The sequence below is a fragment of the Nocardia sp. MDA0666 genome (assembly GCF_003023875.1).
Lineage (GTDB): Bacteria > Actinomycetota > Actinomycetes > Mycobacteriales > Mycobacteriaceae > Nocardia > Nocardia aobensis.
In genome coordinates, this window is sequence record NZ_PYHT01000023.1 from 83,105 (window position 1) to 106,739 (window position 23,635).

At 67.2% G+C, this 23,635-nt stretch carries 18 protein-coding genes and 1 pseudogene; 2 read left to right on the forward strand and 17 right to left on the reverse strand.

Going from position 1 to position 23,635, the window contains the following annotated elements:
- Positions 1–147: 147 nt before the first annotated feature.
- The 16 genes from fadD32 to C8258_RS26125 form a co-directional block, all read right to left on the reverse strand.
- The gene (gene fadD32, locus C8258_RS26050; protein ID WP_036497023.1) at positions 148–2,070 is read right to left on the reverse strand and encodes a long-chain-fatty-acid--AMP ligase FadD32; all 1,923 of its coding nucleotides are present in this window, start codon (positions 2,068–2,070) and stop codon (positions 148–150) included.
- Positions 2,071–2,312: 242 nt separating this feature from the next.
- Positions 2,313–3,347 carry an LLM class F420-dependent oxidoreductase gene (locus C8258_RS26055; RefSeq protein WP_036497022.1) on the reverse strand — a complete coding sequence of 345 codons (1,035 nt, stop codon included), beginning with the start codon at positions 3,345–3,347 and terminating at the stop codon, positions 2,313–2,315.
- 138 nt (positions 3,348–3,485) lie between these two features.
- A complete protein-coding gene (locus C8258_RS26060; RefSeq protein ID WP_106957423.1) occupies positions 3,486–4,478 on the reverse strand; it encodes a cutinase family protein in 993 nt (330 codons plus the stop codon).
- Positions 4,475–5,023, reverse strand: a complete 549-nt coding sequence (locus tag C8258_RS26065; RefSeq protein WP_051024088.1) for a DUF732 domain-containing protein — start codon at positions 5,021–5,023, stop codon at positions 4,475–4,477. The genes C8258_RS26060 and C8258_RS26065 overlap by 4 nt, the downstream gene beginning before the upstream one ends.
- 143 nt (positions 5,024–5,166) lie before the next feature.
- Positions 5,167–6,975: an alpha/beta hydrolase-fold protein gene (locus C8258_RS26070; protein ID WP_106957424.1), complete on the reverse strand. Its 1,809-nt coding sequence runs from the start codon at positions 6,973–6,975 to the stop codon at positions 5,167–5,169.
- Between the two features lie 233 nt (positions 6,976–7,208).
- On the reverse strand, positions 7,209–8,138 hold the full coding sequence (locus C8258_RS26075) for an alpha/beta hydrolase family protein (protein ID WP_036497019.1): 930 nt from the start codon (positions 8,136–8,138) through the stop codon (positions 7,209–7,211).
- A 491-nt stretch (positions 8,139–8,629) separates the two neighbouring features.
- Complete coding sequence (locus C8258_RS26080) at positions 8,630–9,640, reverse strand: alpha/beta hydrolase family protein (RefSeq protein ID WP_233225343.1); 1,011 nt, start codon at positions 9,638–9,640, stop codon at positions 8,630–8,632.
- A 342-nt stretch (positions 9,641–9,982) separates the two neighbouring features.
- The gene (locus tag C8258_RS26085) at positions 9,983–10,993 is read right to left on the reverse strand and encodes an alpha/beta hydrolase family protein (protein WP_233225344.1); all 1,011 of its coding nucleotides are present in this window, start codon (positions 10,991–10,993) and stop codon (positions 9,983–9,985) included.
- 282 nt (positions 10,994–11,275) lie between these two features.
- Positions 11,276–13,234, reverse strand: coding sequence for a flagellar motor control protein ZomB (zomB, locus tag C8258_RS26090; RefSeq protein ID WP_106957426.1), 1,959 nt, complete (start codon positions 13,232–13,234; stop codon positions 11,276–11,278).
- Positions 13,235–13,238: 4 nt separating this feature from the next.
- Complete coding sequence (locus C8258_RS26095) at positions 13,239–14,186, reverse strand: decaprenyl-phosphate phosphoribosyltransferase (protein ID WP_036497014.1); 948 nt, start codon at positions 14,184–14,186, stop codon at positions 13,239–13,241.
- Between the two features lies 1 nt (position 14,187).
- On the reverse strand, positions 14,188–14,787 hold the full coding sequence (locus C8258_RS26100; RefSeq protein ID WP_106957427.1) for a phosphatase PAP2 family protein: 600 nt from the start codon (positions 14,785–14,787) through the stop codon (positions 14,188–14,190).
- The gene (locus C8258_RS26105; RefSeq protein ID WP_106957428.1) at positions 14,784–16,739 is read right to left on the reverse strand and encodes a glycosyltransferase; all 1,956 of its coding nucleotides are present in this window, start codon (positions 16,737–16,739) and stop codon (positions 14,784–14,786) included. The genes C8258_RS26100 and C8258_RS26105 overlap by 4 nt, the downstream gene beginning before the upstream one ends.
- 37 nt (positions 16,740–16,776) lie before the next feature.
- Positions 16,777–17,979, reverse strand: a complete 1,203-nt coding sequence (gene glf / locus C8258_RS26110) for a UDP-galactopyranose mutase (RefSeq protein ID WP_106957429.1) — start codon at positions 17,977–17,979, stop codon at positions 16,777–16,779.
- A gap of 233 nt (positions 17,980–18,212) precedes the next feature.
- Complete coding sequence (locus C8258_RS26115) at positions 18,213–18,815, reverse strand: hypothetical protein (protein WP_106957430.1); 603 nt, start codon at positions 18,813–18,815, stop codon at positions 18,213–18,215.
- A 176-nt stretch (positions 18,816–18,991) separates the two neighbouring features.
- Entirely contained in the window at positions 18,992–19,627 is a 636-nt protein-coding gene (locus C8258_RS26120) for an NAD(P)-dependent oxidoreductase (protein WP_106957431.1), read from the reverse strand.
- Between the two features lie 6 nt (positions 19,628–19,633).
- Positions 19,634–20,605: an EamA family transporter gene (locus C8258_RS26125; RefSeq protein ID WP_106957432.1), complete on the reverse strand. Its 972-nt coding sequence runs from the start codon at positions 20,603–20,605 to the stop codon at positions 19,634–19,636.
- A gap of 108 nt (positions 20,606–20,713) precedes the next feature.
- Between C8258_RS26125 and C8258_RS26130 the strand changes: the two genes are divergently transcribed.
- On the forward strand, positions 20,714–21,214 hold the full coding sequence (locus C8258_RS26130; protein ID WP_063009946.1) for a MarR family winged helix-turn-helix transcriptional regulator: 501 nt from the start codon (positions 20,714–20,716) through the stop codon (positions 21,212–21,214).
- A gap of 97 nt (positions 21,215–21,311) precedes the next feature.
- Here C8258_RS26130 and C8258_RS26135 read toward each other — a convergent pair whose 3' ends face one another.
- Positions 21,312–22,883, reverse strand: a complete 1,572-nt coding sequence (locus C8258_RS26135) for a SpoIID/LytB domain-containing protein (protein WP_233225345.1) — start codon at positions 22,881–22,883, stop codon at positions 21,312–21,314.
- A gap of 309 nt (positions 22,884–23,192) precedes the next feature.
- Between C8258_RS26135 and C8258_RS26140 the strand changes: the two are divergent.
- Positions 23,193–23,635, forward strand: a pseudogene (locus tag C8258_RS26140) (hypothetical protein); the annotation flags it as partial.

Here is a 23,635-nt window from a genome sequence, read left to right on the forward strand (position 1 = left end):
CACGAAGCGCACGTCCCCCGGCGAGTTCCGCACCACCGCCGGCTGCCGGTCGGCCCGCCGAACGGGCACGGCACAGCGACCAACGGACCGGCCAGGGCGACGAGAAACCCCGATCTCGGCACGGTGGGAAATCACCGGGAGCACGACTTACTCTTCGTCCGGTGCGTCGGGGAAGGCCTGCTGCTGGTAGCCACCGCGCAGCGTGCCCTCCAGATACGCGGCCCGGCACGCCCGGCGCGCCAGCTTGCCGCTCGAGGTACGCGGAATCGAACCCGCGGGCACCAGCAGCACATCGCGCACGGTTACGCCGTGCCGCTGCGACAGCGCGCCGCGCACCGCGTCGGCGATCGGCTGCGGGTCGGCCTTGTGCGCGCCCGGCCCACGCTCGGCCACGATCACCAACTGCTCGGAGGCATCGTCGGCGTCGTACTTCAGACCGGCGTGGCTGTCGGCGGCGAAGACCTCGGCCGGCAGCTGGTTGGCCGGCACCGAGAACGCCGCGATGAAGCCCGGGCGCAGCATCTTGCTGGCCTCCTGCGCGGAGAACTCCAGGTCCTGCGGGTAGTGGTTGCGGCCGTCGACGATCACCAGGTCCTTGACGCGGCCGGTGATGTACAACTCGCCGTCGACGTAGACGCCGTAATCACCGGTGCGCAGCCAGATCGCGTCGTCGGGGGTGCCCGCGGCATGCGAGCCCTCGGCCTGGCGGTTGGTCAGCAGGTTCTTGAAGGTCTTGCGAGTTTCCTCCTCGCGACCCCAGTAGCCGATGCCGATGTTGTTGCCGTGCAACCAGATTTCGCCGACGCGGCCCTCGGGCAGCTCCTGCGCGCCCTCGGGGTCGTCGATCGATTCCGGGTCGACGATCGCGGCCCACTGCGACAGCGCGATGTAGCCACAGCTCACCTGCGCGATGGCGTTCGGCGCGCCCTGGTCGACCTTCACCACACGTCCGGCGTTGAGTTCGTTGCGGTCGACGTAGATGACCTTGGCCTCGTCCTCGGCCCGCGTCGCGGAGACGAACAGCGTCGCCTCGGCCATGCCGTAGCAGGGCTTGATCGCGGTCTTCGGCAGCCCGTAGGGAGCGAAGGCCTCGTTGAACTTCTTCATCGACGAGGTGGTCACCGGCTCACTGCCGTTGATCAGGCCGATCACGTTCGACAGATCCAGCGTTTCGCCGTTCTTCGGCAGACCGCGCGCCGCGGCGTGCTCGAAGGCGAAGTTCGGCGCGGCGGCGAAGGTGCCGGCGCCGTCGGACACCGCGGCGAGCTCGGAGATCCAGCGGCCCGGACGCCGGACGAAGGCGCTCGGCGACATGATGGTGATGTACTTGCCGCCGATGGCCGGCAGGATCACGCACAGCAGGCCCATGTCGTGGTACAGCGGCAGCCAGGTGACACCGCGCGAATTCCAGTCCAGGTTGATGGCGTTGACCATCTGCAGCAGGTTGGTGCCGACCGCGCGATGGGTGATCTCCACACCGGCCGGGGTCCGGGTCGAACCCGAGGTGTACTGCAGGTAGGCGATGTCGTCGACGGCCAGATCCGGCCGCACCCAGGACTCGCCGAGGGTGTCGGGCACCGCGTCGACGGCGATGATGCGCGGACGCTGCGCAGCCGGCAGCGGCCGGAAGAACTGGCGCACGCCGGCGGCCGAGGAACTGGCCGTCAGAATCGCCGACGGCTTGCAGTCGCCCAGTACGGCGTGCAGCCGGTCGGTGTGGCCCGGCTCGTCCGGATCGAACAGCGGCACGGCGATGGTGCCGGCGTAGATGGCGGCGAAGAAGGAGATCACATAGTCCAGGCCCTGCGGCGCCAGAATCGCCACCCGGTCGCCCGGTTTGGTCACCTGTTGCAGGCGAGCGGCCACCGCGCGCAGCCGGACGCCGAATTCCTTCCAGGTCAGGTCCTGGTACTCCCCGTCGCGCTCGCGGGAGTAGTCGATATAGCGATACGCAAGATCGTTCGCATCGTTGCGGGTGTGCTTCTCGACGTAATCGACCAGGGTGCGGCCCTCGGGAATTCTGATGTTCCCGGTTTCGTCCAGGTAATCGTCGAAAGTCTCGTCCGTCATTCCTTCTCCTCCGAGGCACACGCAGCACGGCGACATGGCCGCTGTTACCTGTGAGGCCCCGACTCTCTTTCACCCGCGGGCGCTCTGTGGTGCGAGAGCTTGCCTGCAGCTTTTTCCGGTGGTCTGCGCGGTGACCACCTATCGGCTAGATGTACTCGAGCCAGGGACATGTTACAGAGCAGGCCCCGAAGCGGTCTCCGGAGCGAGCCGAACGATTCCCCGGCGTGCACGGTGGCGAGTCGCTACGGCTCCTCTCGCAGCAAGGGGATCACCGGTGCGAAAGCATCCATCTGGGTCGGAAACACTCCGACATAGGACATCGATGTCAATCGCCGCACGTTACGGATCTGCTCGGCGATCTCCTCGAATGTGCCGATGGCCACATAGGGCGAATTCAGGATGTCTTCCACCGACAGCTGGACATCGACCTCGAGATCCGGGTGCAAACCCTTGTCGAGGGCGGCCAACGCCATCTCGGCCGTACGCTCGCGATCGTCGGTGATCACGACGGCGGTGACGGTCCAGTTGAGTTCGATCTCGGGGAACCGGTCCCCGGCGGCCTCCTTGATGAGATTCACCTTCTCGATGGTCTTCTCGAGGGTGATTCCCGACAGCAGGCCCTTACCGGTCTTGGTCGTGCGCGGCACCACCGAGATGATGTCGGCGTGCTTGGCGGCCAGCCGCAACATCTTGGGGCCGCCACCACCGGTCACCAGCGGCGGGCGGGGACCCTGCCGCGGCCGCGGCGTGCCCTTGATGCCACGCACCTGATAGTGCTTGCCCTCGAAATGGCATTCCTGCCCGCGCAGGAGCACATCGAGAATGGTCAGCGCCTCGTCCAGCTTCTCCAACCGCACGCCTGGCGATTCGTAGGGCAGACCGGCGGCGTCGAATTCGCTCTTGATCCAGCCCGCGCCGACACCGAGTTCGAGCCGTCCGCGCGAGAGCACGTCGATCGTCGCGGCATCCTTGGCCAGCACCACCGGATGCCGGAAACCGTTGGCCAGCACCGAGGTTCCGATCCGGATACGGTCGGTGGCCACGGCGAGCGCGCCGAGTGCGGCGATCGGCCCGACCTGGGGGCCGAGGTGGTCCGGAATCGCGAAGGAGTCGTATCCGTATTCCTCGGCCTGCTGGGCGAGCTTGACGAATTTCCGCGCACCGCCCTCCTGCTGATTTCCCTCACCTGCAGCAGCGAATCGGAACGCGCGCGCCGGAACACCCAGCGCTGTCATCTCGACACCGCTGGTCGCGCCGGCGGCGGCGGCTTCTGTCATGAACTCTCTGCTCCTGGCTGTGCGGATGTGCGCTGTGGCGCGATCATCGCTGCACTTTACAGCCTTCACCAAAATCTGAGTGACCCTCGGGTTTACTTTTTTTCCGGGACCTCCGGCGACCGCGGTCACCGCTGGTTGTCAGCTGTGCGGCGGGTGGGGGGCGTCCTTGATCAGACCCTCGGCCCAGGCGGTCGCCCACTGGGTGGCGGTGGTGCCCTGATCGTCCACCTGGAAGGTGTTGTAGAGACTGTGCACCGGATTGCCGACGGCATGCACCAGGGTCATCAGGCTGGGCACGATATTCAGCGGATTCAGCGCCTGCGGCGGGGCGTCGCAGATCAGATCCCCGGGAGCGCAGATGGTGTTCGTGCGCCCGGCCAGCGCACCGAACCCGCCGCGCGGCCCGGTCATCGTGATGCCCGGAACCGACAGGCCCTTCAGCGCGACCTCCGCGCCCACGCCGGGCGGGGAAACCCCGATCTCACCGGGCTGCCCGGGACCGTTCACGCGACGGCCGTCGGCGATCAGCGTGACGCCGAGCACCCGGTCGGCAGCGACCGGACCCTGCCCGGCGCCGATCTGAGCCGCGATATCACCGGCGATCACGGCGCCCTGGGAGAATCCGGCGATCACATAGTTGGTGAGCGGGCAGTTCTTCGACATATCGGTCAGCTCCGCCAGCGCACGCTGGGTGCCCTCGGACCGGCTGTTGTTGTAGGACGACTGGCCGTCCGGCGGAATCGCGATCGGATTCGAGAATTGCGCGACGTAGGGAACGGTGTAGACGTCGAGCCGGGACTCCGGGAACTGCTGCCGCACGGGGTTGGTCACATGCAGCATCAACGACGCCGGATTGGCCGTCGGATCGTGCGGATCGTCGTTGCTGTTCGACTCCCAGGTGCCGGGAATCGCCAGTAACTGCACATCCGGGCAGGACGCCGGCTGGCTGGTGGGTTCACCCGGCTTCGGCGGTCCCGGCTTCGGGACGTGCAACCGGCCCGCGAGCACGAACCACAGCACCAGCGCCACGATCGCCACCAGGACCGCGATCAGCACGAACAGCAGACAACCCGGCCGCCGGTTGCGGCCGCGACCGCCCCCGGCATATCCGGAACGACGTCGCGCGTTCACTTGTTGCAGTAGGACTGGGTCGCGACGTCGATGTAGATCTGGCCCGCCTGTTCAACCGACATCTTCTGCGGATCGAAGGACGGGTCGGTGCCCGCCATCGCGTTCACGAACGTCTTGACCTCTTGATCGGAGGCGCCGCTCGCCTTGCTCTGGCAGACGTAGTTGGCCGCGGTGATCGCGATGTCCGGGCTGGACGGATTCACCCCGCGCTTCTTCAACTCGTCCAGATAGGCCTGATCCTTCGCCGACAGCTGCGTGGTGTCGCCCGAGTTCGGCTGCGCCGGCTCCGGACGCTCGTTCGCGGTGCTGGTGACCGGGGCCTGTTCCTGAGTGGGCTCGGGCGCCGCCTGCGCGCTGCTCGGCGCACTCTGCGCGGGCGCGACCGTGGCGGTCGTGTGGGACGGCTTCAACGTGGGCGTGCTCGACGCCGTGGAATCGTTACCGCCGCAGGCGGCCAGTAATCCGGTGGCCGCCAGCGCGACCACGATGCCGGCGACCTTGCCACCAGCGATGTACCGTTCTCCGACCGGACGGGTCCGAAGCATGAATCGTATCCTCGATCTAGTTCGCTAAAGGCTAGAGCTTGTTCCAAGGCCTAGCAGGTCGCGCTCCAGGTTAACGGCAACCGGCGCGGACAGGGATCCCATGGCCGGAACCCTCATCAACCACTTAAAGGTGATTTATCGCCCTAGGCCCCGTGCACCTCGGGGGGTTTGCCGTCACGCACGACGACGAATCCGGTCTGGAAATTCTGCTGGACGCCGCCGGGCACCGGGAACTCGTCACTGATCGGATAGCCGAGCTTGCCGTTCTCGAAGCCCTGCTGGCCCCACGCGTCCATCATCGGGCCGTTGCGCACGGCCCACGCCCCGGAGAGCGGACTCCAGTAGATGTTGCCGCCCTCGAATTTGCTGTAGCGGCCCAGATCCTTGGTCGGCTGCTCTTCGGCCGCCGGGAAACCGAGCCAGCTGTTCTCGAAGCCCATCTGCGCGTACTTGCCGAGAATCATGCCCTGCACCCGGTGCGCCCCGGTTCTGTCGCTGAAATACATCGGCCCGCCCTGGAAGCCCTGCACCACGCCGTCCTTGTTCGGCGTCCTGGCCTCCGGCCCGGTCGGATAGCCGGCGGGGCCGCGTTCGAAGCCCTGCCGCTCCCATTCGGCCAGAATCGCCCCGCGAATCACCTGGGCGCCGGTCTGCGGCGTCCAATAGACCGAACCGCCCTGGAAGGTCTGGAAGCGGCCCTGACCATCCGGCAGCGGCTGTTCGGCGGAGGTGGGCAGGCCCAGTGGGCCACCCGGGCCGGCCGTCGCCTGATAGGTGCCGCCGATCGCCCCCGCCACGGCATGGGCGCCGGTGGCCTGCGACCAGAACATCCGGCCACCCTTGAAGTCCTGCGCGCTGCCGTTGGTCACCTGGTACTCGCCGGTGACGCAATCACCCAACCACTTGTCGATCTGCACGGCCGCGGCGACCGCGCCGTTCACCGCGCACGCCGGTTTGTCGGCCTCCACGCCGAGCGCGGCCGCAGCCTGTGGCCACGACTGCCGCATCTCGAAATCCCAGTACGGCCACGAATGTGTGCCGGAGGGGCGGTAATTGGCCTGCACCGGAATCGACAGCTTGTTCAGCTTGTCGACGAAGTTCTGACTGGTCAACCGGGACAGCATCTCCAGGCCCATCCCCGCGTAATTGGTGCTGATGCCCGGGATGTCGGAAGGCTTGTCGTAGGCGCCCGTGGTGCCGCTGCCGGCGGAGACGTACATGCTGATGCCCTTGAGCTTGGGCGCCAGCTGATACGGATCGTGCTCGGACCACTCGGCATTCGTCGGCGGCCCCCACATGGCGTTGGCGTCGAATCCGCCGGCGTCGCGCATCGCGAACATGATCGCCTGGGGCATACCGACACTCGTGGTGGTCAGGAAACCCGAATAGGAGGCCGCGTACTTCACCCAGCCGGGGTTGCGCCCGGCCAGGAACATCGCGGCCGTACCGCCCATCGAAAGACCTTCCACGCCATGCGCATCGGTGGCGCGCCACTGGTTCTCCAGCAGCGGCGGCAGTTCCTTGGTCAGGAAGGTTTCCCACTTGTAGTTCTTGCCGTTGTCCTGCTGCACCCAGTCGGAATAGAAGCTCGACTGGCCGCCGATCGGCAGCACCACAGTGACGTTCTTGTCGGCGTAGAAGTCGACGGCGCCGGCATCCCTGGTCCAGCCGCTCTCGTCGTCCTGGGCACGCAGGCCGTCGAGCATGAACAGCAGCGGGAATCGCGCGTCCGGACGGGAATTCCAGTCCCGGGCCAGCAGCAGTTGCACCTGGACCGGCGCACCCATGGACGGCGAGTTCACCCACAACGCGACGCGACGCTCGGTCAGCCAGACGACCTTCTCGACGGTCGCCCCGGCCGGGGCCGGCACCGCGGCGGGTTCGGCGAATGCCGACAGCGGTGCGACGGCGATCCCGGAGGCGATCGGCACGACGACGGCGGCGGCCAGCATCGCGAGCCGTCGCCTGCCCCAACGGCCGCGACGCAGCGTCCCCCGGCTACCGGAAACCACACCTGCCACAGGAGTGTTGTACCGCGCCGAGGCCGCTCGAGGCGGTAGGACGCGCGGACAGCAAACCTGAGAAATGGCAGCGCACAAGGCAACCTGGGGCCGCCCGCAACACATCGGCGCCGCGCAGATCGGATCTGCGCGGCGCCGAGTTCAGTTGCTGTTGCGGCCCTTGATCAGGCGTTCAGTGCGGCCAGGATGCCCGTGCGAGCCTTGGCCAGCTCGTCCTGCCAGTAGAGCCAGGCGTGGGTGCCGGTGGGCGGGAAGTCGTAGGCGGCCGGGATGCCCAGCGAGTCCAGTCGAGCCTTGAACGAGTGGGTGCTGACCATCGAGATCAACTCGATGCCCATGGCGTTACCGGTGTTGAACGCACCGACAAGGCCGTTCGGGTGGTCGTACTGACCCGGCAGACCACTGGCGGCCGAGATGTACATCGGCAGACCACGCAGCTGCGGCGCGAACACCATCGGGTCCGAACGCAGCCACTGCGGGCTCCACGGCGCGGCCATCGAGTCGACGTTGAAGCGGCCGGCATCGAGCATCATCACGCGAATCGCCTCGCGCATACCCGGAGCGTTCCAGTTCAGCGGGCCCGAGAAGGAGGCCGCGTACTTGAACTGGTCGCGGTGGAATGCCGCCAGGCGCAACGCCGCCGGACCACTCATCGACAGGCCGGCGACCGCGTAGTTGGTCCGCTCCACGCCGTAATTGCTGAGGAAGTCCGGAAGTTCCTTGGTGAGGAAGGTTTCCCACTTGTAGGTGAACTTCTGGCCGTTGGTGTTGCTCGGGCCCTGCCAGTCGGCGTACCAGCTGGACTGGCCACCCACCGGCATCACCAGGGTGACGTTGTCGTTGCCGAACATCTGCTGCGCGTTGGTCTCGAACGACCACGCGTTGCGGTCGTCGCGAGCACGCAGGCCGTCCAGCAGCAGCAGGGCGGCGTTACCGCCGTTGCGCGCCCACTGCACCTGCACCTTGATCGGGCCCATGCTCGACGGAACCATCAGTTCGTCGTAGCCGCCCGCGGGTGTCTGATGCACGGGTGCGTGAACGGGAGCGGCGATGGCGGCCGGAGCCATGATGCCCGCCGCGATCGGGAGTGCCATCGCGGCACCCGCAGCGAGAAGACGTGTGCGCCAACCACGCTGAGCGCCTCGCCGCCCTCTGGGGGCTGACTCCGGCGCGAGCGCCGAATGCGAAACCGGCGCGGCCGACCTGCCGAAACGCATGGATACTGCTCTCTTTCTGCTGCTGTCTGCTGTTGTCGCCGCGCCACGACCACTTCCGTCAGCGACGGCATGATCTGCGCTCACGTCGAACCCGACCTTTCGACATGAGCGACGCCGCGGCTACGAACGGTCACACTTGCGCTCGCTGGACGATATTCGACCGCCCAATCGTTAGCAACACGGACCCCGCCGGGTGGCTGAAATCCGCCCGTGCGCCATTCGTAATCGTGCAGTGACCCTATCGCGTCCGCACGGAAATGACAGCGTGAAATGACGAATCAACTAGTGCGCCGGTGAATTCCACCAGGAAACGCCCAACATGCCACGGGCCCCGGCGGTTTCGGCCGGGGCCCGGGGGTGGAGGATGTTCAGCCGATATTCGCCGAAAGGTCCGGAATCATCCGGTATACCTCGGCCTGCCAGTTGAACCAGTCGTGCACACCGACATTCGGGAACGAATACACCACGTTGGTCGCGCCCAGCGTCATCATCCGTACCTGGAAGGCACGGGTATTCGCCAAGGCCAGCACCTCCAGCGGCGCACCGCGCATGATGTGGTCGGCCGCCGCCGGTAGTGGCAGGCCCAAGTCCTCCTGGGACGGCACACCACTGCCGGCGGCGATCCAGAGCCGGGTGTTGTCGGCGATCAAGCGAGGCGCGAAGACGAAGGGGTCCATCCGCAGCCACTGCGGGCCCCACGGCGGAGCCATCGAGTCGACGTTGTAACCACCGGCGTCGATCATCGCCATCCGAATCGCCTCGCGCATACCGGGGGCGGAATTGTTCAGATATCCCGAGAACGATCCGGCGAAGCTGAACTGGTCCGGGTGATACGCCGCCAGCGTCAACGCGGCGCTACCGCCCATCGACAATCCGAAGGCGCCGTTGCGACTACCCCGGAAGCCGAGCCGATCCCGCAGGGCACTGCGCAACTGACCGGTCAGGAACGTCTCCCAGTCGTAGCGATAGTCCTTCCCCGGCCCGCCTAGGAATGTTTCGGTCGCACCGGATCCGGTGTTGACCGAACCGAAATTGCCCGGCGGGACGCCGAAGAACGAGCTGGGCGCATTCCAGTCCGCGTAGAAACTGGATTGGCCGCCGACCGGCATCACGACGTTGATATTCCAATCGGTCAGGACCTGGGCGACATTCGTCTCGATCTCCCAGCCGTTGAGCGTCTGCGGTGCCCGCAAACCGTCGAGCGCGTAGACCACACGATCGGTGTTGCCGTCCTTCGCCCGGAAAACCCGGGACTTGACCGCACCCATGACCGGCGAATCCACCCAGAAGTCGAACCCCGACGGGTCGAATGCCGCCGACGCGCTCGCGCCGTTGCCGAGAACCGAAACTCCCAGCGGCAGCAACAGGGCCAATGCCATGCCCAACGCCGAGCGCCTGAGCCACAAACCGGACCTACCTCCGAGTGACGGCTTCCTGTGCGCAAATCGCATCGACACGACCTTTCACCTGAAGCGGCGGTCGCACCCGATCCCACACCGCACGAGCCACCGCTCATTCCGGACAACACAGACACAAGCGTTCCGGCGAAGGCACTCGCCGCTGTACTGAGGGTTCTTCGATACCAATCGAGTATCGGTGATCCGGTAGCGCGACCAAATGATTCAACACGGAAATAGTCCGAAAGGTGATCTGCGGCACACGTCTGATACGACGCAGCCCCGCAGCGGAAGTCCGCCGCGGGGCTGCGAGTCGTGCTGAGATCAGCCGATATTGGCCGACATATCCGGGAGCATCCGGTAGACCTCGTCCTCCCAGTTGTGCCAGTTGTGCACACCCACATTCGGGAAGTCGTAGGTGACGTTGCCGGCGCCCAGGGTCATCATGCGGACCTGGAAGGCGCGGGTGTTGGCCAGCGCCAAGGCCTCCAGCGGCGATCCCTGGATGATGTCGAGCGGGGCGACCGCGTCCTGCGCCGACGGAATGCCGCTGCCGGCCGCGACCCACAGTCGAGTGTTGTTGGCCTTCAACCGCGGTGCGAACACGAACGGATCCATCCGCAACCACTGCGGGCCCCACGGCGGAGCCATCGCGTCGATGTTGTATCCACCGGCGCTCAGCATCGCCACGCGCATGGCCTCACGCATACCCGGCGCCGAGATGTTCAGGTAGCCCGAGAACGAGCCGGCGTAGCTGAACTGGTCCGGGTGGTACGCGGCCAGCGTCAGGGCGGCGCTACCACCCATCGACAGGCCGAAGACGCCGTTGCGGTGCGAGCTGAAGCCCATCCGCGCGCTCAGGGCGTTGGGCAGATCCTGGGTGAGGAAGCTTTCCCACTTGTAGGTGTTGACCTTGCCCAGCGTCTCGTTGTAGTTCGAGGAACCGGTCATCGCGGAGCCGGTCGAGGCCGAGCCGGACGAGCCGACCGAGCCGGTATCGATTCCGAAGAAGTTGCTCGGCGCGTTCCAGTCGGCGTAGAAGCTCGACGGACCGCCGACCGGCATCACCACGTTGATGTTGGCGTTGACCAACGCCGGGATGATGTTGGTTTCCTTCTCCCAGCCGCTGATGTCGCCCTGGGCGCGCATACCGTCGAGGGCGTACACCACCCGTCCGGTGTTGCCGTCGGCCGCACGGAAGATGCGCGACTTGATCGGGCCCATCGACGAATCGACCCAGAAGTCGATACCCGTCGGATTGAACGCCGCGGCCGCATGTCCGGCCTCTGCCACCGACACCCCGAACGGCAGCAACGTCGCCAAGGCAACGCCCACCGCGGACCGCTTGAGCCATCCGGTTCGATGAGGCGCCGACGGCTGCTGCGACCGTCTCCGACGTCTCTGCTGCACCCATCGCACAGTCACGCCTCGCATACCCTGTCCGGCCTTTCCCGTAGCGCGGCCCGTCCGACCGCTGTTCTTCTCTGCGAATGATCACCCGTGCGCATGCGGAGATGCGCCCCCGACGGACGTCCGTCACCGAGCGTATCGTGAAATCGATACGTCGGCGTTATCAAACCGAGACTAATACACGACTTCTTCGTTGCCGTCGGCGGTCTAGTTCGGCACCGGAGGCGGTGTCGTCGGGTCCACCAGGTGGCAACGTTGGATCTCGTATTTGGGCACCCGGTCGATGCGGTACTTCGCGAAATGCAGCGACTGGATGACGTTGTGCTTGAACCGATCCCAGGTCAGCGGCGCTCGGTAGGAGGCCAGCAGGTCCTGGGTGGCCGGGCACGACAGCGCGGTCCGCGCCTGGCGTACCCACTTCTCGTCGAGGAACCACGGCATCCACGGATGCTGGTCGACCATACCGGTATCGACCACCACCCAGTCGGGATACAGGTTCTTGTCGTGTCCGATACGTCCGTCGGCCAGCCGGTCGGTATGGGCGGCCAGCGGATAGGCCAGCCCCTCCTGGTCGATGACGCGCACGCTCAGCGGGACGTTCATGCTGGTCATGCCCAGGTTGAGGAAGTAGACGGTGTGTCCGTACCCGCCGGGCGGAATCGGCAGCGGCGGCGGCGCGACGTACCACATCATGAACGACGGCGAGTTGATCAACAGTCCGCCGTCCGGTGTGGCGGCGATGTCCTGCAGCATCGCCCGCATGCGGGGGTAGTCCAGATAGTCCTCGGCCAGTACCGGATGGTCGTGCCCGCTGTTGAGGACGTAGTAGATCCGCTCGTCCACGATGCCCGAGGCGCTGATCTGCCCGCCCGAGGTGTCGGCGGTCGTGTTGGCCGCGAACAGCGCCCAGCCGACCGTCCCCGCCCAGGCGATCAGCGGCAGGGCGAACGACCACCGCAGCCATGCGGAACGTTCGCCGACCGGCAACCGGACCGGCAGCACCGACACCGGCAGCAGCAGGCAGAACAGCTGCGGCAGCAGCATGCGGCCGTGCATGAAGTCGCCGCCGACCCGCATGTTGAACAGCACGAGCAGCAGGCCGCCGCCGACCATCAGGGTCACCACCGCGGCCGGGGAGCGCAGCCACCGCCGCAGCCGGACCCATCGCCCGGCATCGGCGGCAACGGTGGGGCCGGTCGTCCGGTGGCGCCTGCCGCGCAGCAGCACCGCGGCCACCACGACGAGGATCACCAGCGGAATCCACAGGTAGTACGGGCCGATCAGATCCCACAGATATTTCAGGCCCTGACCCCATTTCGCACCGCCGGCCTCCTTGGCCACCGCGGTGTTCGGATAGGGCAGGCCGTAATAGCCCATGCGCCAGATCTGATAACCGACCGGCACCGCGCCGGCGACCGCCACCAGCAGCGCGCGAATCAGCAGCGGGCGCAACCGGGTACGCGGCACCGGCGCGAAGAACAGCATGAGCAGGGCCAGACCGCCGATGACGGTCATCTCCGGCCGGACCACCCAGCACAGACCCGCCCAGAAGCCGGCCACGAGAAGTTGCGCCAGGCCGGGCTTCTCGTCCTGACTCCAGCGCAGCAGCAACCACCACAGCACGCCGAGCCAGAAGATGACCAGGCAGTTCTCCAGGCCCGAGGTGGCGTAGTCGCGAGCCGGCGGCACGGCGATGTAGACCAGCGCACCGGCGGGCAGCAGCAGCGTCGGCGCGGTGGCGGTGAACGGACGCCACAACCGCGCCGAACCCACCATGGCGAAGACGACGGCCAGCAGCGAAAGGGTCAGCGCGACAGCCAGACCGACGTATTCGAGCCGGGCGTCGCTGATCCAGCTGAAGAACCAGATCACATAGGTCCAGGCCGCGCTGGTATTGGTCTCCACCCGCTCGCCGGCGTTGAAGACCGGGCCGTTTCCGGCCAGCAGATTGCGCACGGTGCGCAGGACGATCAGGCCGTCGTCGGCGATCCAGCGCCGTTGCCAGGCACCGATACCGAACAACGCGACGGTGACGAGCACCCCACCGACGAATACCGTGCGGGAGAGCACCGAAAAGCGGCGCGCGGCATCGCCGTCGCGCTGTAGTGCGCGATCGGACGCCTCCGCGTCTGCCCCCTCCCCGTGTTCGTCTCCCGCTACCAGCATCTCGTCAGGTGAGATAGACAGCGACACCTACCGCTCCGATCCAGGCGATGGCCAGGAGCTGCAATATGCGATCCCCCAGCGCGATCTCTTCGGGTTCCCCGGCCTCGCCGCCATCGACGTCGACCGCGTAGCGCAGGACTGCGATGGTAAACGGAATCATCGAGATCGCGAACCACTGGGTGTGCTTGTGATCGGTTTCGAAGGCCCACAGCCCGTAGAAGACCACCACCGCGGTGGCCGACAGGGTCCAGATGAAGCGCAGGTAGGTGGGTGTGTAGTACTGCAGCGACTTGCGGATCTTGGCGCCGGTGTCGAGCGCGATCTTCAACTCCGCGTAGCGCTTACCCGCCGCCATGAACAGCGAGCCGAAGGCCATGATCAGCAGGAACCACTGCGAGAGCCGGATGTCGGCGGCCGCGCCACCGGCGACCGCGCGCAGCAGGAAGCCCGAGGACACGATGCAGATGTCGAGCACCGCTTGATGTTTCAGGCCGAAGCAGTAGGCCAGCTGAATGCCGATGTAGACCGCCATCACGACGGCCAGATGCCAGGACGCCAGGAACGAGCCCGCGATCGAGCCGACCAGCAGCACCGCCGAGAGCGAGTACGCCAGGTTCACCGGCACGATGCCGGCCGCGATGGGCCGGAATCGCTTGGTGGGGTGGGCGCGGTCGGCCTCGACGTCGAGCGCGTCGTTGACCAGGTAGATACCCGAGGCCGCCATGCAGAACACGATGAACGCGATCGCGATATGGGCGACCACGGTCGCATCCGCCAGCACGTACGCACCGGAGGCCGCATCCTTACCGGCGGCCAGCGGCGCCGCCAGCACGAGGACGTTCTTCACCCACTGCCGTGGCCGCACGGCCTTGACGATTCCGCCGGCCAGCGTCTTCGGCGGACCCTTCAGGACGGCTTCGTCGAGGTCGGTGCCGGTCGGCTCTTCACTCATATCAGCGAGGGTTCTTTCCTGTGCGGTCACTGGCGAATCTCTTTTCGGCGGCTAGCACGGCTGCGGCGGATGCCGCACCCAGAGCGGATCCGGCGAGCACGTCGGAGGGATAGTGCACTCCCAGAACGACCCGGGAGAGCAGCATCGGCGGCACGAGCACCGCAGGCAAGGGTAGCCCGGTCAACTTCCCGAGCAACACGGCCGCCGCCGTCGTGGAGGTGGCGTGCGAGGACGGGAAGCTCAGTTTGCTCGGCGTCGACACGTTGACCTGCACCGACGGGTCGTGCGGGCGCGGGCGGCGGACGATGCGCTTGATGACGACCGAGGCGGCGTGCGCCCCGAAGGCACCGACCGCGACTCCGGCCCACTGGCGCCGGCGGGACTTGTCGACCAGTGCACCCGCGGCGCCGATGGCCATCCAGCCGAGCGCGTGCTCACCGAAATGCGACATCCCGCGCGCGGCCTTGATCACCGGCGGCGTGCCGATGGCGCCCTGCACCGCGTTGAGGATCTTGACCTCCGCGGGTTTGGGCACCTCGGGGTCCGCCACTACCTGCAGATGCGGGGCGCCTGCCGGATCGGAGGAGGCTGGGGCGGTCATTTGTCCTCACTAGTGTCGATTCCGAACGCGTTCTCCCACGCCGCGGTGCTGGTCAAGCGGGCGTGTGCGGCACGGTACCGCTCCCGCAGCTCCGGGAATCGGGCGGCCAGTTCCCGGCGCAACCGCATCGCCTCGGCGAACAACTCCCGGGCCTGACGCGGATCACGCTTGCGGTACACCACACCACGCCCGTCGGCTGTGGTCACGGTAACCCCGTCGACCTGCGAGAGCAGGAACCAACGCGCGTCCAGGGTCGGGACGTTCAACTGGGGGCGGTCGTGATGTTCGGTCTTGGCCTTGCGCAGGTTGTGCACCACGCCCTTGCCGAGCCGGACGACCTTCGCCAGCGGATTCGACGGTTCACCGACCGCACCCACATCGGCGCCGCTGGGCAGCGGCAGGTCCGTCGAGGAGCCGACGATCACCGCGTCGGGGAATTCCTTCCGCATCGTGGCGACCTGCCCCAAGGCGGTGGGCAGCAGTTCGAACAGCTTGTCCGGTCCGGCGAGGAAATCGCGGATCGCCTGGTTCTGAATGGCAACCGTCGAATATTCCAGGCACAGCAGATGTTTCAGCGTCGCCTTGACCGTGTTCACGATCATCGGGCGGCCGTCGTTGCCGAGGTGCAGGGCCGCGACCACCAGGCGATTGCGCAGGTGGAAATAGGCCTGCCAGTCGATGGCGTCGTCCTTGTCGCTCCACGCCATGTGCCACACCGCCGCACCCGGCAGCGTGACCGTCGGATATCCGGCCGCCCGGGCGCGCAGCCCGTATTCCACGTCGTCCCACTTCAGGAACAGCGGCAGCGGCTGACCGATCTGCTCGGCCACCACGCGCGGAATCACGCAGGTCCACCAGCCGTTGAAATCGACATCGATGCGCCGGTGCAGCAGTTTGGAATTGTCGCGGTCGCGCAGCGGATATTTCGAGAAATCGTGGTCGTATTCGACATTCGGCGCCGCGGTCCACATCCAGATACCGCGGTCGACCACCTCGCCCATGGTGTGCAGATGCGAGCGCTCCTGCAGATTCAGCATCTGCCCGCCGACCAGCGTGGGGGTGCGGGAGAAACGGGCGAAGGCCAGTGCGCGCAGAATGCAGTCCGGCTCGATCTCGATATCGTCGTCCATGTAGACGATGTATTGCGCGTCCGTGGTTTTCAGCGCCTCGTACATGACGCGGCTGTAACCGCCGGAACCGCCGAGATTCGGCTGATCGTGAATCGCGAGCCGATCGCCGAGAACCGCGGCCGCCTCGGCGAATCCGGGTTCGTCGATGGCCTTGCGATTGCCCTGATCGGGAATGATCACGGCCGTGATCTTCTCCAGCACCAGCGGATCGGAGCCGAGGGCCGCGAGGGTGTTCACACAGTCGGTGGGCCGGTTGAAGGTCGGCATGCCCACCGCGATGCTGCCCTCACCGGGCGCCTCGATCGGCGCGTACCAACCACCGCTGCGCAATTCGACCGCGGAATCGGTGGTGATGTCGAACCAGATCCAGCCGCCGTCCTCGAACGGCGCCAGCTCGACCTCGAATTCGACCGTGGTCACATCGGCCGGTGCGGTGAGCGATTCACGGCCCGCCGTGGTCGTAGCGAATTCATTGCCGCGCACGTGGATTCGGGAGCCGTCGGCCTTGGAGCGGTACACGTCCACCCGGCCGTGCCCGGACAGGTCCAGGCGCAGCACGACCGATTCCAGAATGGTCCAGCGCCGCCAGTAACTGGCCGGCACCGCATTGAAATAGGTGCAGAACGACACTTCGGATTCGGCGCCGATGGAGAGCGAGGTGCGCGTGGGAGCGTGAGCGCGGCGCGCGTTCGTCGCCGATTCCTCCAGATACAGCGTCCGCACATCCAGCGGCTCGCCGGGGCGAGGCAGGATGATGCGCTGCAGCAGGGATTTCGCGCGGGTCTCGGTGCTCATATCCTCGAGGGTCACTTGTGCGGTCATTTCACTTCCTGCATCCGCGGTACGGGCCGGTGGCACATTACTCGGAATCGCCGGCCGTGAGCGGTGCGCCGGATTCCAGATGCGGGCGCAGCACGTTGTCGAAGGTGCTCAGCGCGCTGCCGATGGCCATATGCATGTCGAGATACTGGTACGTGCCCAGACGCCCGCCGAAAACCACCTTGGCCGTGGCGGTTTCGTTCTTCGCCCGCTCGCGGTAGGCCAGCAGTTTGGCGCGGTCCTCCGGGGTGTTGATCGGGTAGTACGGCTCGTCGCCGGTCTGCGCGAAGCGAGAGAATTCGCGCATGATCACGGTTTTGTCCTCCGGATAGCTGTCACGCTCCGGGTGGAAATGGCGCGGCTCGATGATGCGGGTGAACGGCACATCGGCGTCGTTGTAGTTCATCACCGAGGTGCCCTGGAAGTCGCCGGTCTCGAGCACTTCGGTCTCGAAATCGATGGTGCGCCAGCCCAGTTCGCCCTCGCTGTAGTCGAAGTAACGGTCCAGCGGGCCGGTGTAGACGACGGGCGCGTCCGGATTCTGCGCGCGGATTTCGTCGCGAACCTCGAACCAATCGGTATTCAGGCGCACCTCGATCAGATCCGATTCGGCCATCTTCTCCAGCCAGGCGGTGTAACCGTTGGCCGGCAGACCCTCGTAGGTGTCGTTGAAATAGCGATTGTCGAAGGTGTATCGCACGGGCAGCCGGGTGATATTGCCGGCGGGCAGTTCCTTGGGGTCGGTCTGCCACTGCTTGGCGGTGTAATCGCGGACGAACGCCTCGTAGAGCGGGCGGCCGATCAGCGAGATCGCCTTTTCCTCGAGATTCGCGGCATCTTTGGTCTCGATCTCGGCGGACTGCTCCGCGATGAGCGCGCGCGCCTCCTCGGGACCGAAATAACGTCCGAAGAACTGCGAGATCAGCCCCAGACCCATCGGGAACTGGTAGGCCTGTCCCTTGTGCATCGCGAAGACCCGATGCTGGTAACCGGTGAACTCGGTGAACTGATTGACGTAATCCCACACTCGCTTGTTGGAGGTGTGGAACAGGTGGGCACCGTACTTGTGGATTTCGATTCCGGTTTCGGGGTCCGCCTCCGAATACGCGTTACCGCCCAAGTGGTAGCGGCGCTCGATCACGAGCACCCGCTTACCCAGCAGGTTGGCGGTGCGTTCGGCAACGGTCAGCCCGAAGAATCCGGAGCCGACGACGATCAGATCGAAGGGAGCTGCGACGGTCACGGGAGCCCAGCGTAGCCGTAGCGGGTCACCACGTCTGCACGCCGTAGGTCTCGCCGGCGGGGATGGTGGTCACGGCCGTGCGCGGACCGGGACGGGTAGCGGAATATCGCCGCGAGGGGCCGGGAGGTGTTCACCAAGGTGTCATCGGGGGTTGACGTAGACACCGCCCGGTTTCGGCGGTATCGGCGCGTAGCCGGGCTGTATATACGGAGAAGCCATGTCCGCCGCCCGTGTCAGTACGGGTAGGGCGGCTGACCGTAGTAGGCCACGGGCGGATAGGCGGGCATGCCCACGCCGCACCACCGCTTCGCCGAACCGGACAGCGTCAGGCTCAACATCAGCACCGCGAACAGCAGTCCGATGATTCCGCCGATCGACGCCGCGGGCACGCCGTTGGCCAGCGCCATCACGATTCCCGCGAGACCGCCGAGCAGTCCGAGCGAGGACAGCACGACCAGCATCACCCGCCCGGCATTCTTGTGGTTCATCAGCATGATTCCGCCGACGGCCCACAGCAGCGCGATCAGGCCGTCGACCGCGGCCATGATGTAGAAGATGTCGGCCGAACCGCTGCTGTGCGAACGGTAGGAGCCGTAGGAGTGGCTCACACTGCTCGCCGCACTGAGCAAACCGATGATCCCGAACGCTGCCAGTAGCGCCAGCAGGAGTGCGAAGACTCCCGCGGTGATCGCCGCACCCCCGCTCGGGCGCGGCTCCTGATAACCGTAGGGCGCATAGCCCGGCGCCGGATATCCCGCGGGCGGATACCCGGGCGGCGGGTAGCCCGCCGGCGGATAGCCGTTCCCCCCGTAGCCGGGCCCGTACGGATAGCTCATCGGCCTCCCCCTTCTCTCGGGCAGGCACTCTACCGCCTGCCGACGACGTCGGTACGAGGTGAACCCGCATCACGGGGGAAGCCGGCTCACCGATGTCACCTATCGTCGCCGGAGCGGTTGGCTGATCCTTATGGGTGGGATAAGGCCATGTCCGAGAACGTGTTCGGTCCGGTACTTCAGTAGGCGACGGTGAAGCGGGTGCGGGTGTGGCGCTGCTCCTCGGCCTCGTCGAGGAGAGCGACGGCGAGGTCTTCCATCGAGATGTGCGAGGCGCCCGTGCTGTCGGTGACCAGTTCGTCGGCGCCGACCCGGTAGGTTCCGCGGCGTTCGCCGGGCTCGAGCAGTGCGGGTGGGCTGAGATAGGTCCAGTCGACATCGGTTGTCGCGCTGCGGAACACCTCTCGTTGCGCGTGGCAGGCCAGGGCGATCGGACGCCAGTCCGGCGGGAAATCCGGCCGTTGCATGACTGTCGTGCCGGTGCCGGGCACGATCAGATCGCCCGCGCCGCCGACGACCAGCAGGCGAATTCCGGTGCCGCGCAATCCGTCCAGCAGCGCCGCGGCCACATCCGCCAATTCGTATTCGCGCCCGGGGCGCGGCCGCGTCGCGCTGATGACCACATCGCTACCGGCGGTGACATCCTTCACCTGGGCCGGGTCGGTAGCGTCGGCGGTGCGGAAGCTCGCCGCGGCGGGCAGATCGCCCGAACGCTCGCCGCGGCCGACCGCGGTGACCTCGTGGCCGCGCGACAGCGCCTCGCGCACGATGCGGCTGCCCGCGATGCCCGCTGCGCCGAAAACGGTGATACGCATGGTTTTTCACTCCTCGATCGATGAAAGTTGCCGGGGGTCGGCGAGTTCGGGCGCGTCGGTGACCGACGGCGAGAGCGGCTCCGAGTGCTCAGACGGCGGCTTCGCGTGATCGCCCACCTGCCCCAGCACCGTGCCGCCCAGGGCGATCACCATGCCCAGCACCTGCAGCGGAGTCAGCGACTGCCCGAGCGCGAGCCAGCCGATCACCGCCGCGGACAGCGGACTCAACAGGCCCAGGAAGGCGACCGATGTGGCCGGTACCCGAGCCAGGCCACGGAACCAGAGGGCATACGCGGCCGCGGTGCCGAGCACGCCGAGATAGAGATATCCGCCGATCGCCGGGGCGTCCAGCGCGGGCGGCGCGCCCTCGGTGATCAGGGCCAACGGCAGCAACACCACCCCGCCCGCGGTCAGTTGCCAGCTCGTGAACGCCAGCGGGCCGACACCTTCGGGCCGTCCCCAATGACCGGTCAGCACGGTTCCCGCGGCCATCGATGCCGCACCCGCCAGCCCGGCCAGCACGCCGATCGTGTCCAGGGCGGCATTCGCCCGCAGCACCACCAGCGCCACCCCGAGCATGCCGATCGCTCCGGCCAGCACCTTGCGACCGCTCGGCCGCAACCGCAACAGCACCGCCGCGAAGCCGAGCGCGAACAGCGGTGCGGCCGAACCCAATACGGCCGCCACGCCGCCGGGCAGCCGGTACGCGGCGAGGAACAGCAGCGGGAAGAAGGCGCCGATGTTGAGCACGCCGAGCAGGGCGGCACGGCCGATCCAGCGGCCGCGCGGCAGCACCCGGGTCGCGCCCAGCAGCACCAATCCGGCCGGGAGGGCTCGCATCAGCGCGGTGAACATCGGCCGCTCCGGCGGCAGGAATTCGGTGGTGACGGCGTACGTCGTCCCCCACACCAGCGGCGCCAGACCGGTGATCGCGAGGATCGCGGCAGTCGAGCCGCGGGCGGCGGCGGTACCTGTCATGACGGTATCTCCTCATTGATAATCTCAACGTTGAGATAATCGGACACCAGAGAGTGTCTTGATGTCAAGTATCTGAACGTTGAGATATTCGCACGGGAGGAGAGCGCTGTGAGCGACGCCGTGGACCGGATCGTCGCGGACTGGGGTCGCGTCCGCCCCGACCTCGATGTCTGGCCGACCCACGTCATCGGCCGGTTGAAGCGCATGGGCCGCCGGCTCGAGCGTGAGATGAAGGAGTTCTTCGCCCGCTACGGACTCGAATACGGGGAGTTCGACGTGCTGTCCACGCTGCGCCGCTCCGGTGGGCCCGACGGCCTCACGGCCGGTGACTTGATCAAAGCCACCATGGTGACCTCGGGTGCGATCACCAATCGCATCGACCGCATGGCCGCCAAGGATCTGGTCCGCCGGGTTCCCGATGCGAGGGACCGGCGAACCATTCGCGTCCAGCTGACCGACCACGGCCGTGACGTGATCGACGAGGTCATGCCGCTGCACGTCGACAACGAGATCCGCCTGCTGTCCGGGATGAGCCGAACCGAACTGGACCAACTCGCCGACCTGCTCCGCCGGCTCTCCGAATCACTGGACGACACCTCGCTGGGTTGAGCGAGGGGGTGACCACACGTTGCGCCCCGCTCCGGCCGGGACGACGGCATACCCGGCTGTGTCACATCCGGCGAGCGACGCGGCAGCGGTCCGCCGCTTATTCGGGTCGGGAAGCCGGTGGTGTTGCGGTGTGGTCCGGCGCCGCGATCCCCGCGGCGGGCGGGCCGACGGGTGATCCGGTCGCGGCAGCCGGAGTACCGGCCGCGTCCGCCGGGCCCGGGCGGGTCTGCACATCCTGCCCGCTAGGAGCCGGTGGCGGGGTGGGAGTCGCCGCCGTCCCCGGAGGGTGGGTGCCGCCGGGAGCCGCGGCCTGCGCTCCGGCGTCCTCCCCCGCGCTCTGGCTCACCTGCGGCGCGATCTGCAGGAGGCGGGCGTAATCGACGATCTGGGCGCCGAGGGTCGGGGTGGCGATGATGACACCGCCCTTGTACAGGCGGAAGGTTCCGACCTTGCCGGGCAGCAACGACTCCGGCCCCATCGGGTCGCCCAAAGGCCCTGCCGCGCCGCCGCTTTCGGCGTACTTCACATCGATGGCGGAATTGCCGCGGACCGCTTGTTCGGGGACCGCCGGCGCGGGTGCGGCCGGAGCTTCGGGCACGGCCGGAGCGGCTTCCAGTTCGGCGGGCGTCGGCCCGACCTCGAGGGTGGTGATGTCGATCGGCTGCCCGCCGCCGGGCGCCGCCGAATACTCCGTGCGCAGGATATGGCCGTCGCGCATGAGGACCTGGCCCGCGGTGGCGTGGACCGCGTCGGCCGCGCGCGGATCCTCCTTGTCGGTGCCGGGATACATCTGGCAGTCGGTGGTGTCGCAGGTCTGGGCATACGGGTAGCGGTGTTCGGCCAGAGCGTACGAGCGGGCCGCGATCGCCTGCGCCCGTAGCGCTTCCGCACCACCCTTATCGGCCCATTCGGCCTCCATCTCGGCCGGGACCACACCGAGCAGATAGTCCTCGACGTCGAGCTGGTTCACCGTCGCCGGCTGTCCGTTGTCCTGCGTAACGCCCAGTGCCCCGCGGAAACTCGAGCCGTCGCACACCTTCAGATGTTCGGCCTCGGGACGGTCGGATCCCGGGTCGGCGGGGTAGGCCCAGGGGTCGTCGGTGGAACCCTGCCACAGCACATCACCGTCACAACCGATGGTGACCACGACGTTCGCGCCGCCGTCGGGCGTCGGGGTCAGGTGCGCGGCCTGTCCCGCCACCACCCGACGGCCGGCGACGGTCAGCCCGGAATCGGAGTACACGTCGAGGGTTTCGTTGTCGTAGACCGTGAGCCGCACCCGCACCGTGGTCGGCCCGATCGTCCCGAGCTGGGCGCCCGGGTAGTAGTGGGCCAGGATGCCGTCGGCCGTCGCGCCCGCGGTGGCCTGGTCGAACGCGCCGACCTGACTCATCCCGCGCCCGTGCCCGGGACCCGCGGCCGCCTGATAGGCGGCGTTGCGAGTACCGGAACCGAACATCGGCACCGCGAAGGCGACGACGATTCCGCCGGTCACCGGAACCACGACCAAGCCGATCAGCGCACCGCGCCGCATTCGCCGCCGACGCAGCAGTCCACCGCGCCGGCGCCGGAGTCGGCTCGTGAATCCGCCCGCCACCCCGTCCGCGGGTGTGGTGCTCGGGCGATCCGGCGGTGCGGAGCCGGTCCGAGGGGCTTCGGTCCGGGTCATCGAACCCTCCTATGGTGTGCGGACAGCGCCGATCGGCCGTCCCGGCGCACACTCGGGCGGGGGTGAGCCATCGTGCCTCCCAACGGGTTCGGCGAGCCGGGTGGTTGATCGAACGCACCGCTCGCTCGGCATGTCCGGACCTTGCGTGGCTACTGGAAAGTTACATTCGAGCTATCCTAGCTCTAATCCTCAACCAAAGGTTTAGATCTGAGGCATTTGGGACTAGTGTGACCATCGATCCGTCAGGAATCAACCCCGCGCCCCACCCCTGTTCCCCGCTGACGGTCACCGGTTCTACCTGAATGGGAGATGCTCGTGCCGTACCGCCGCCCGAAACGTTCCGTCGTCCTGCCCGTGGTCGCGACTCTCGCGGTTGCCGCCCCACTCGCGACGCTGACACTGCGCGACGCTCCCGGCTATCGCCCAGCGGGTGACAGCGACCTCGCCGCGATACCCGCGCAACTCGCCGAGGTGGCCTTGGCGTCCGCCCCCGACATCGTGTTGCCACTGCGCGAACTCACCGGATTGAACCTGCCGGATCTGCGGCTGTCCGACCTGCGGAAGCTCCCGCTGCCGAAGTCGATTCCCGTGCCGCCCGGCCTACCCGCCCCGCCGGGGGTGCGACTACCCAGCGAGATTCCACTACCCCAATTCGGTGATCGAACGACCACCACACCGACCCCGACGCCGTACGCCGGCCCGGTCACCCCGCAGGCTCCCGCCCCCGCCGCGTCCCCAGCGCACGCCGGCCC

Bases quoted from the DNA above. Each gene is read 5' to 3' on its own strand.
- fadD32 (WP_036497023.1), bottom strand. From the start codon at position 2,070: ATGACGGACGAGACTTTCGACGATTACCTGGACGAAACCGGGAACATC.
- C8258_RS26055 (WP_036497022.1), bottom strand. From the start codon at position 3,347: ATGACAGAAGCCGCCGCCGCCGGCGCGACCAGCGGTGTCGAGATGACA.
- C8258_RS26065 (WP_051024088.1), bottom strand. From the start codon at position 5,023: ATGCTTCGGACCCGTCCGGTCGGAGAACGGTACATCGCTGGTGGCAAG.
- C8258_RS26070 (WP_106957424.1), bottom strand. From the start codon at position 6,975: ATGCTGGCCGCCGCCGTCGTCGTGCCGATCGCCTCCGGGATCGCCGTC.
- C8258_RS26075 (WP_036497019.1), bottom strand. From the start codon at position 8,138: ATGGCACTCCCGATCGCGGCGGGCATCATGGCTCCGGCCGCCATCGCC.
- C8258_RS26080 (WP_233225343.1), bottom strand. From the start codon at position 9,640: ATGGCATTGGCCCTGTTGCTGCCGCTGGGAGTTTCGGTTCTCGGCAAC.
- zomB (WP_106957426.1), bottom strand. From the start codon at position 13,234: ATGCTGGTAGCGGGAGACGAACACGGGGAGGGGGCAGACGCGGAGGCG.
- C8258_RS26095 (WP_036497014.1), bottom strand. From the start codon at position 14,186: ATGAGTGAAGAGCCGACCGGCACCGACCTCGACGAAGCCGTCCTGAAG.
- C8258_RS26100 (WP_106957427.1), bottom strand. From the start codon at position 14,787: ATGACCGCCCCAGCCTCCTCCGATCCGGCAGGCGCCCCGCATCTGCAG.
- C8258_RS26105 (WP_106957428.1), bottom strand. From the start codon at position 16,739: ATGACCGCACAAGTGACCCTCGAGGATATGAGCACCGAGACCCGCGCG.
- C8258_RS26115 (WP_106957430.1), bottom strand. From the start codon at position 18,815: ATGAGCTATCCGTACGGGCCCGGCTACGGGGGGAACGGCTATCCGCCG.
- C8258_RS26120 (WP_106957431.1), bottom strand. From the start codon at position 19,627: ATGCGTATCACCGTTTTCGGCGCAGCGGGCATCGCGGGCAGCCGCATC.
- C8258_RS26125 (WP_106957432.1), bottom strand. From the start codon at position 20,605: ATGACAGGTACCGCCGCCGCCCGCGGCTCGACTGCCGCGATCCTCGCG.
- C8258_RS26135 (WP_233225345.1), bottom strand. From the start codon at position 22,883: ATGACCCGGACCGAAGCCCCTCGGACCGGCTCCGCACCGCCGGATCGC.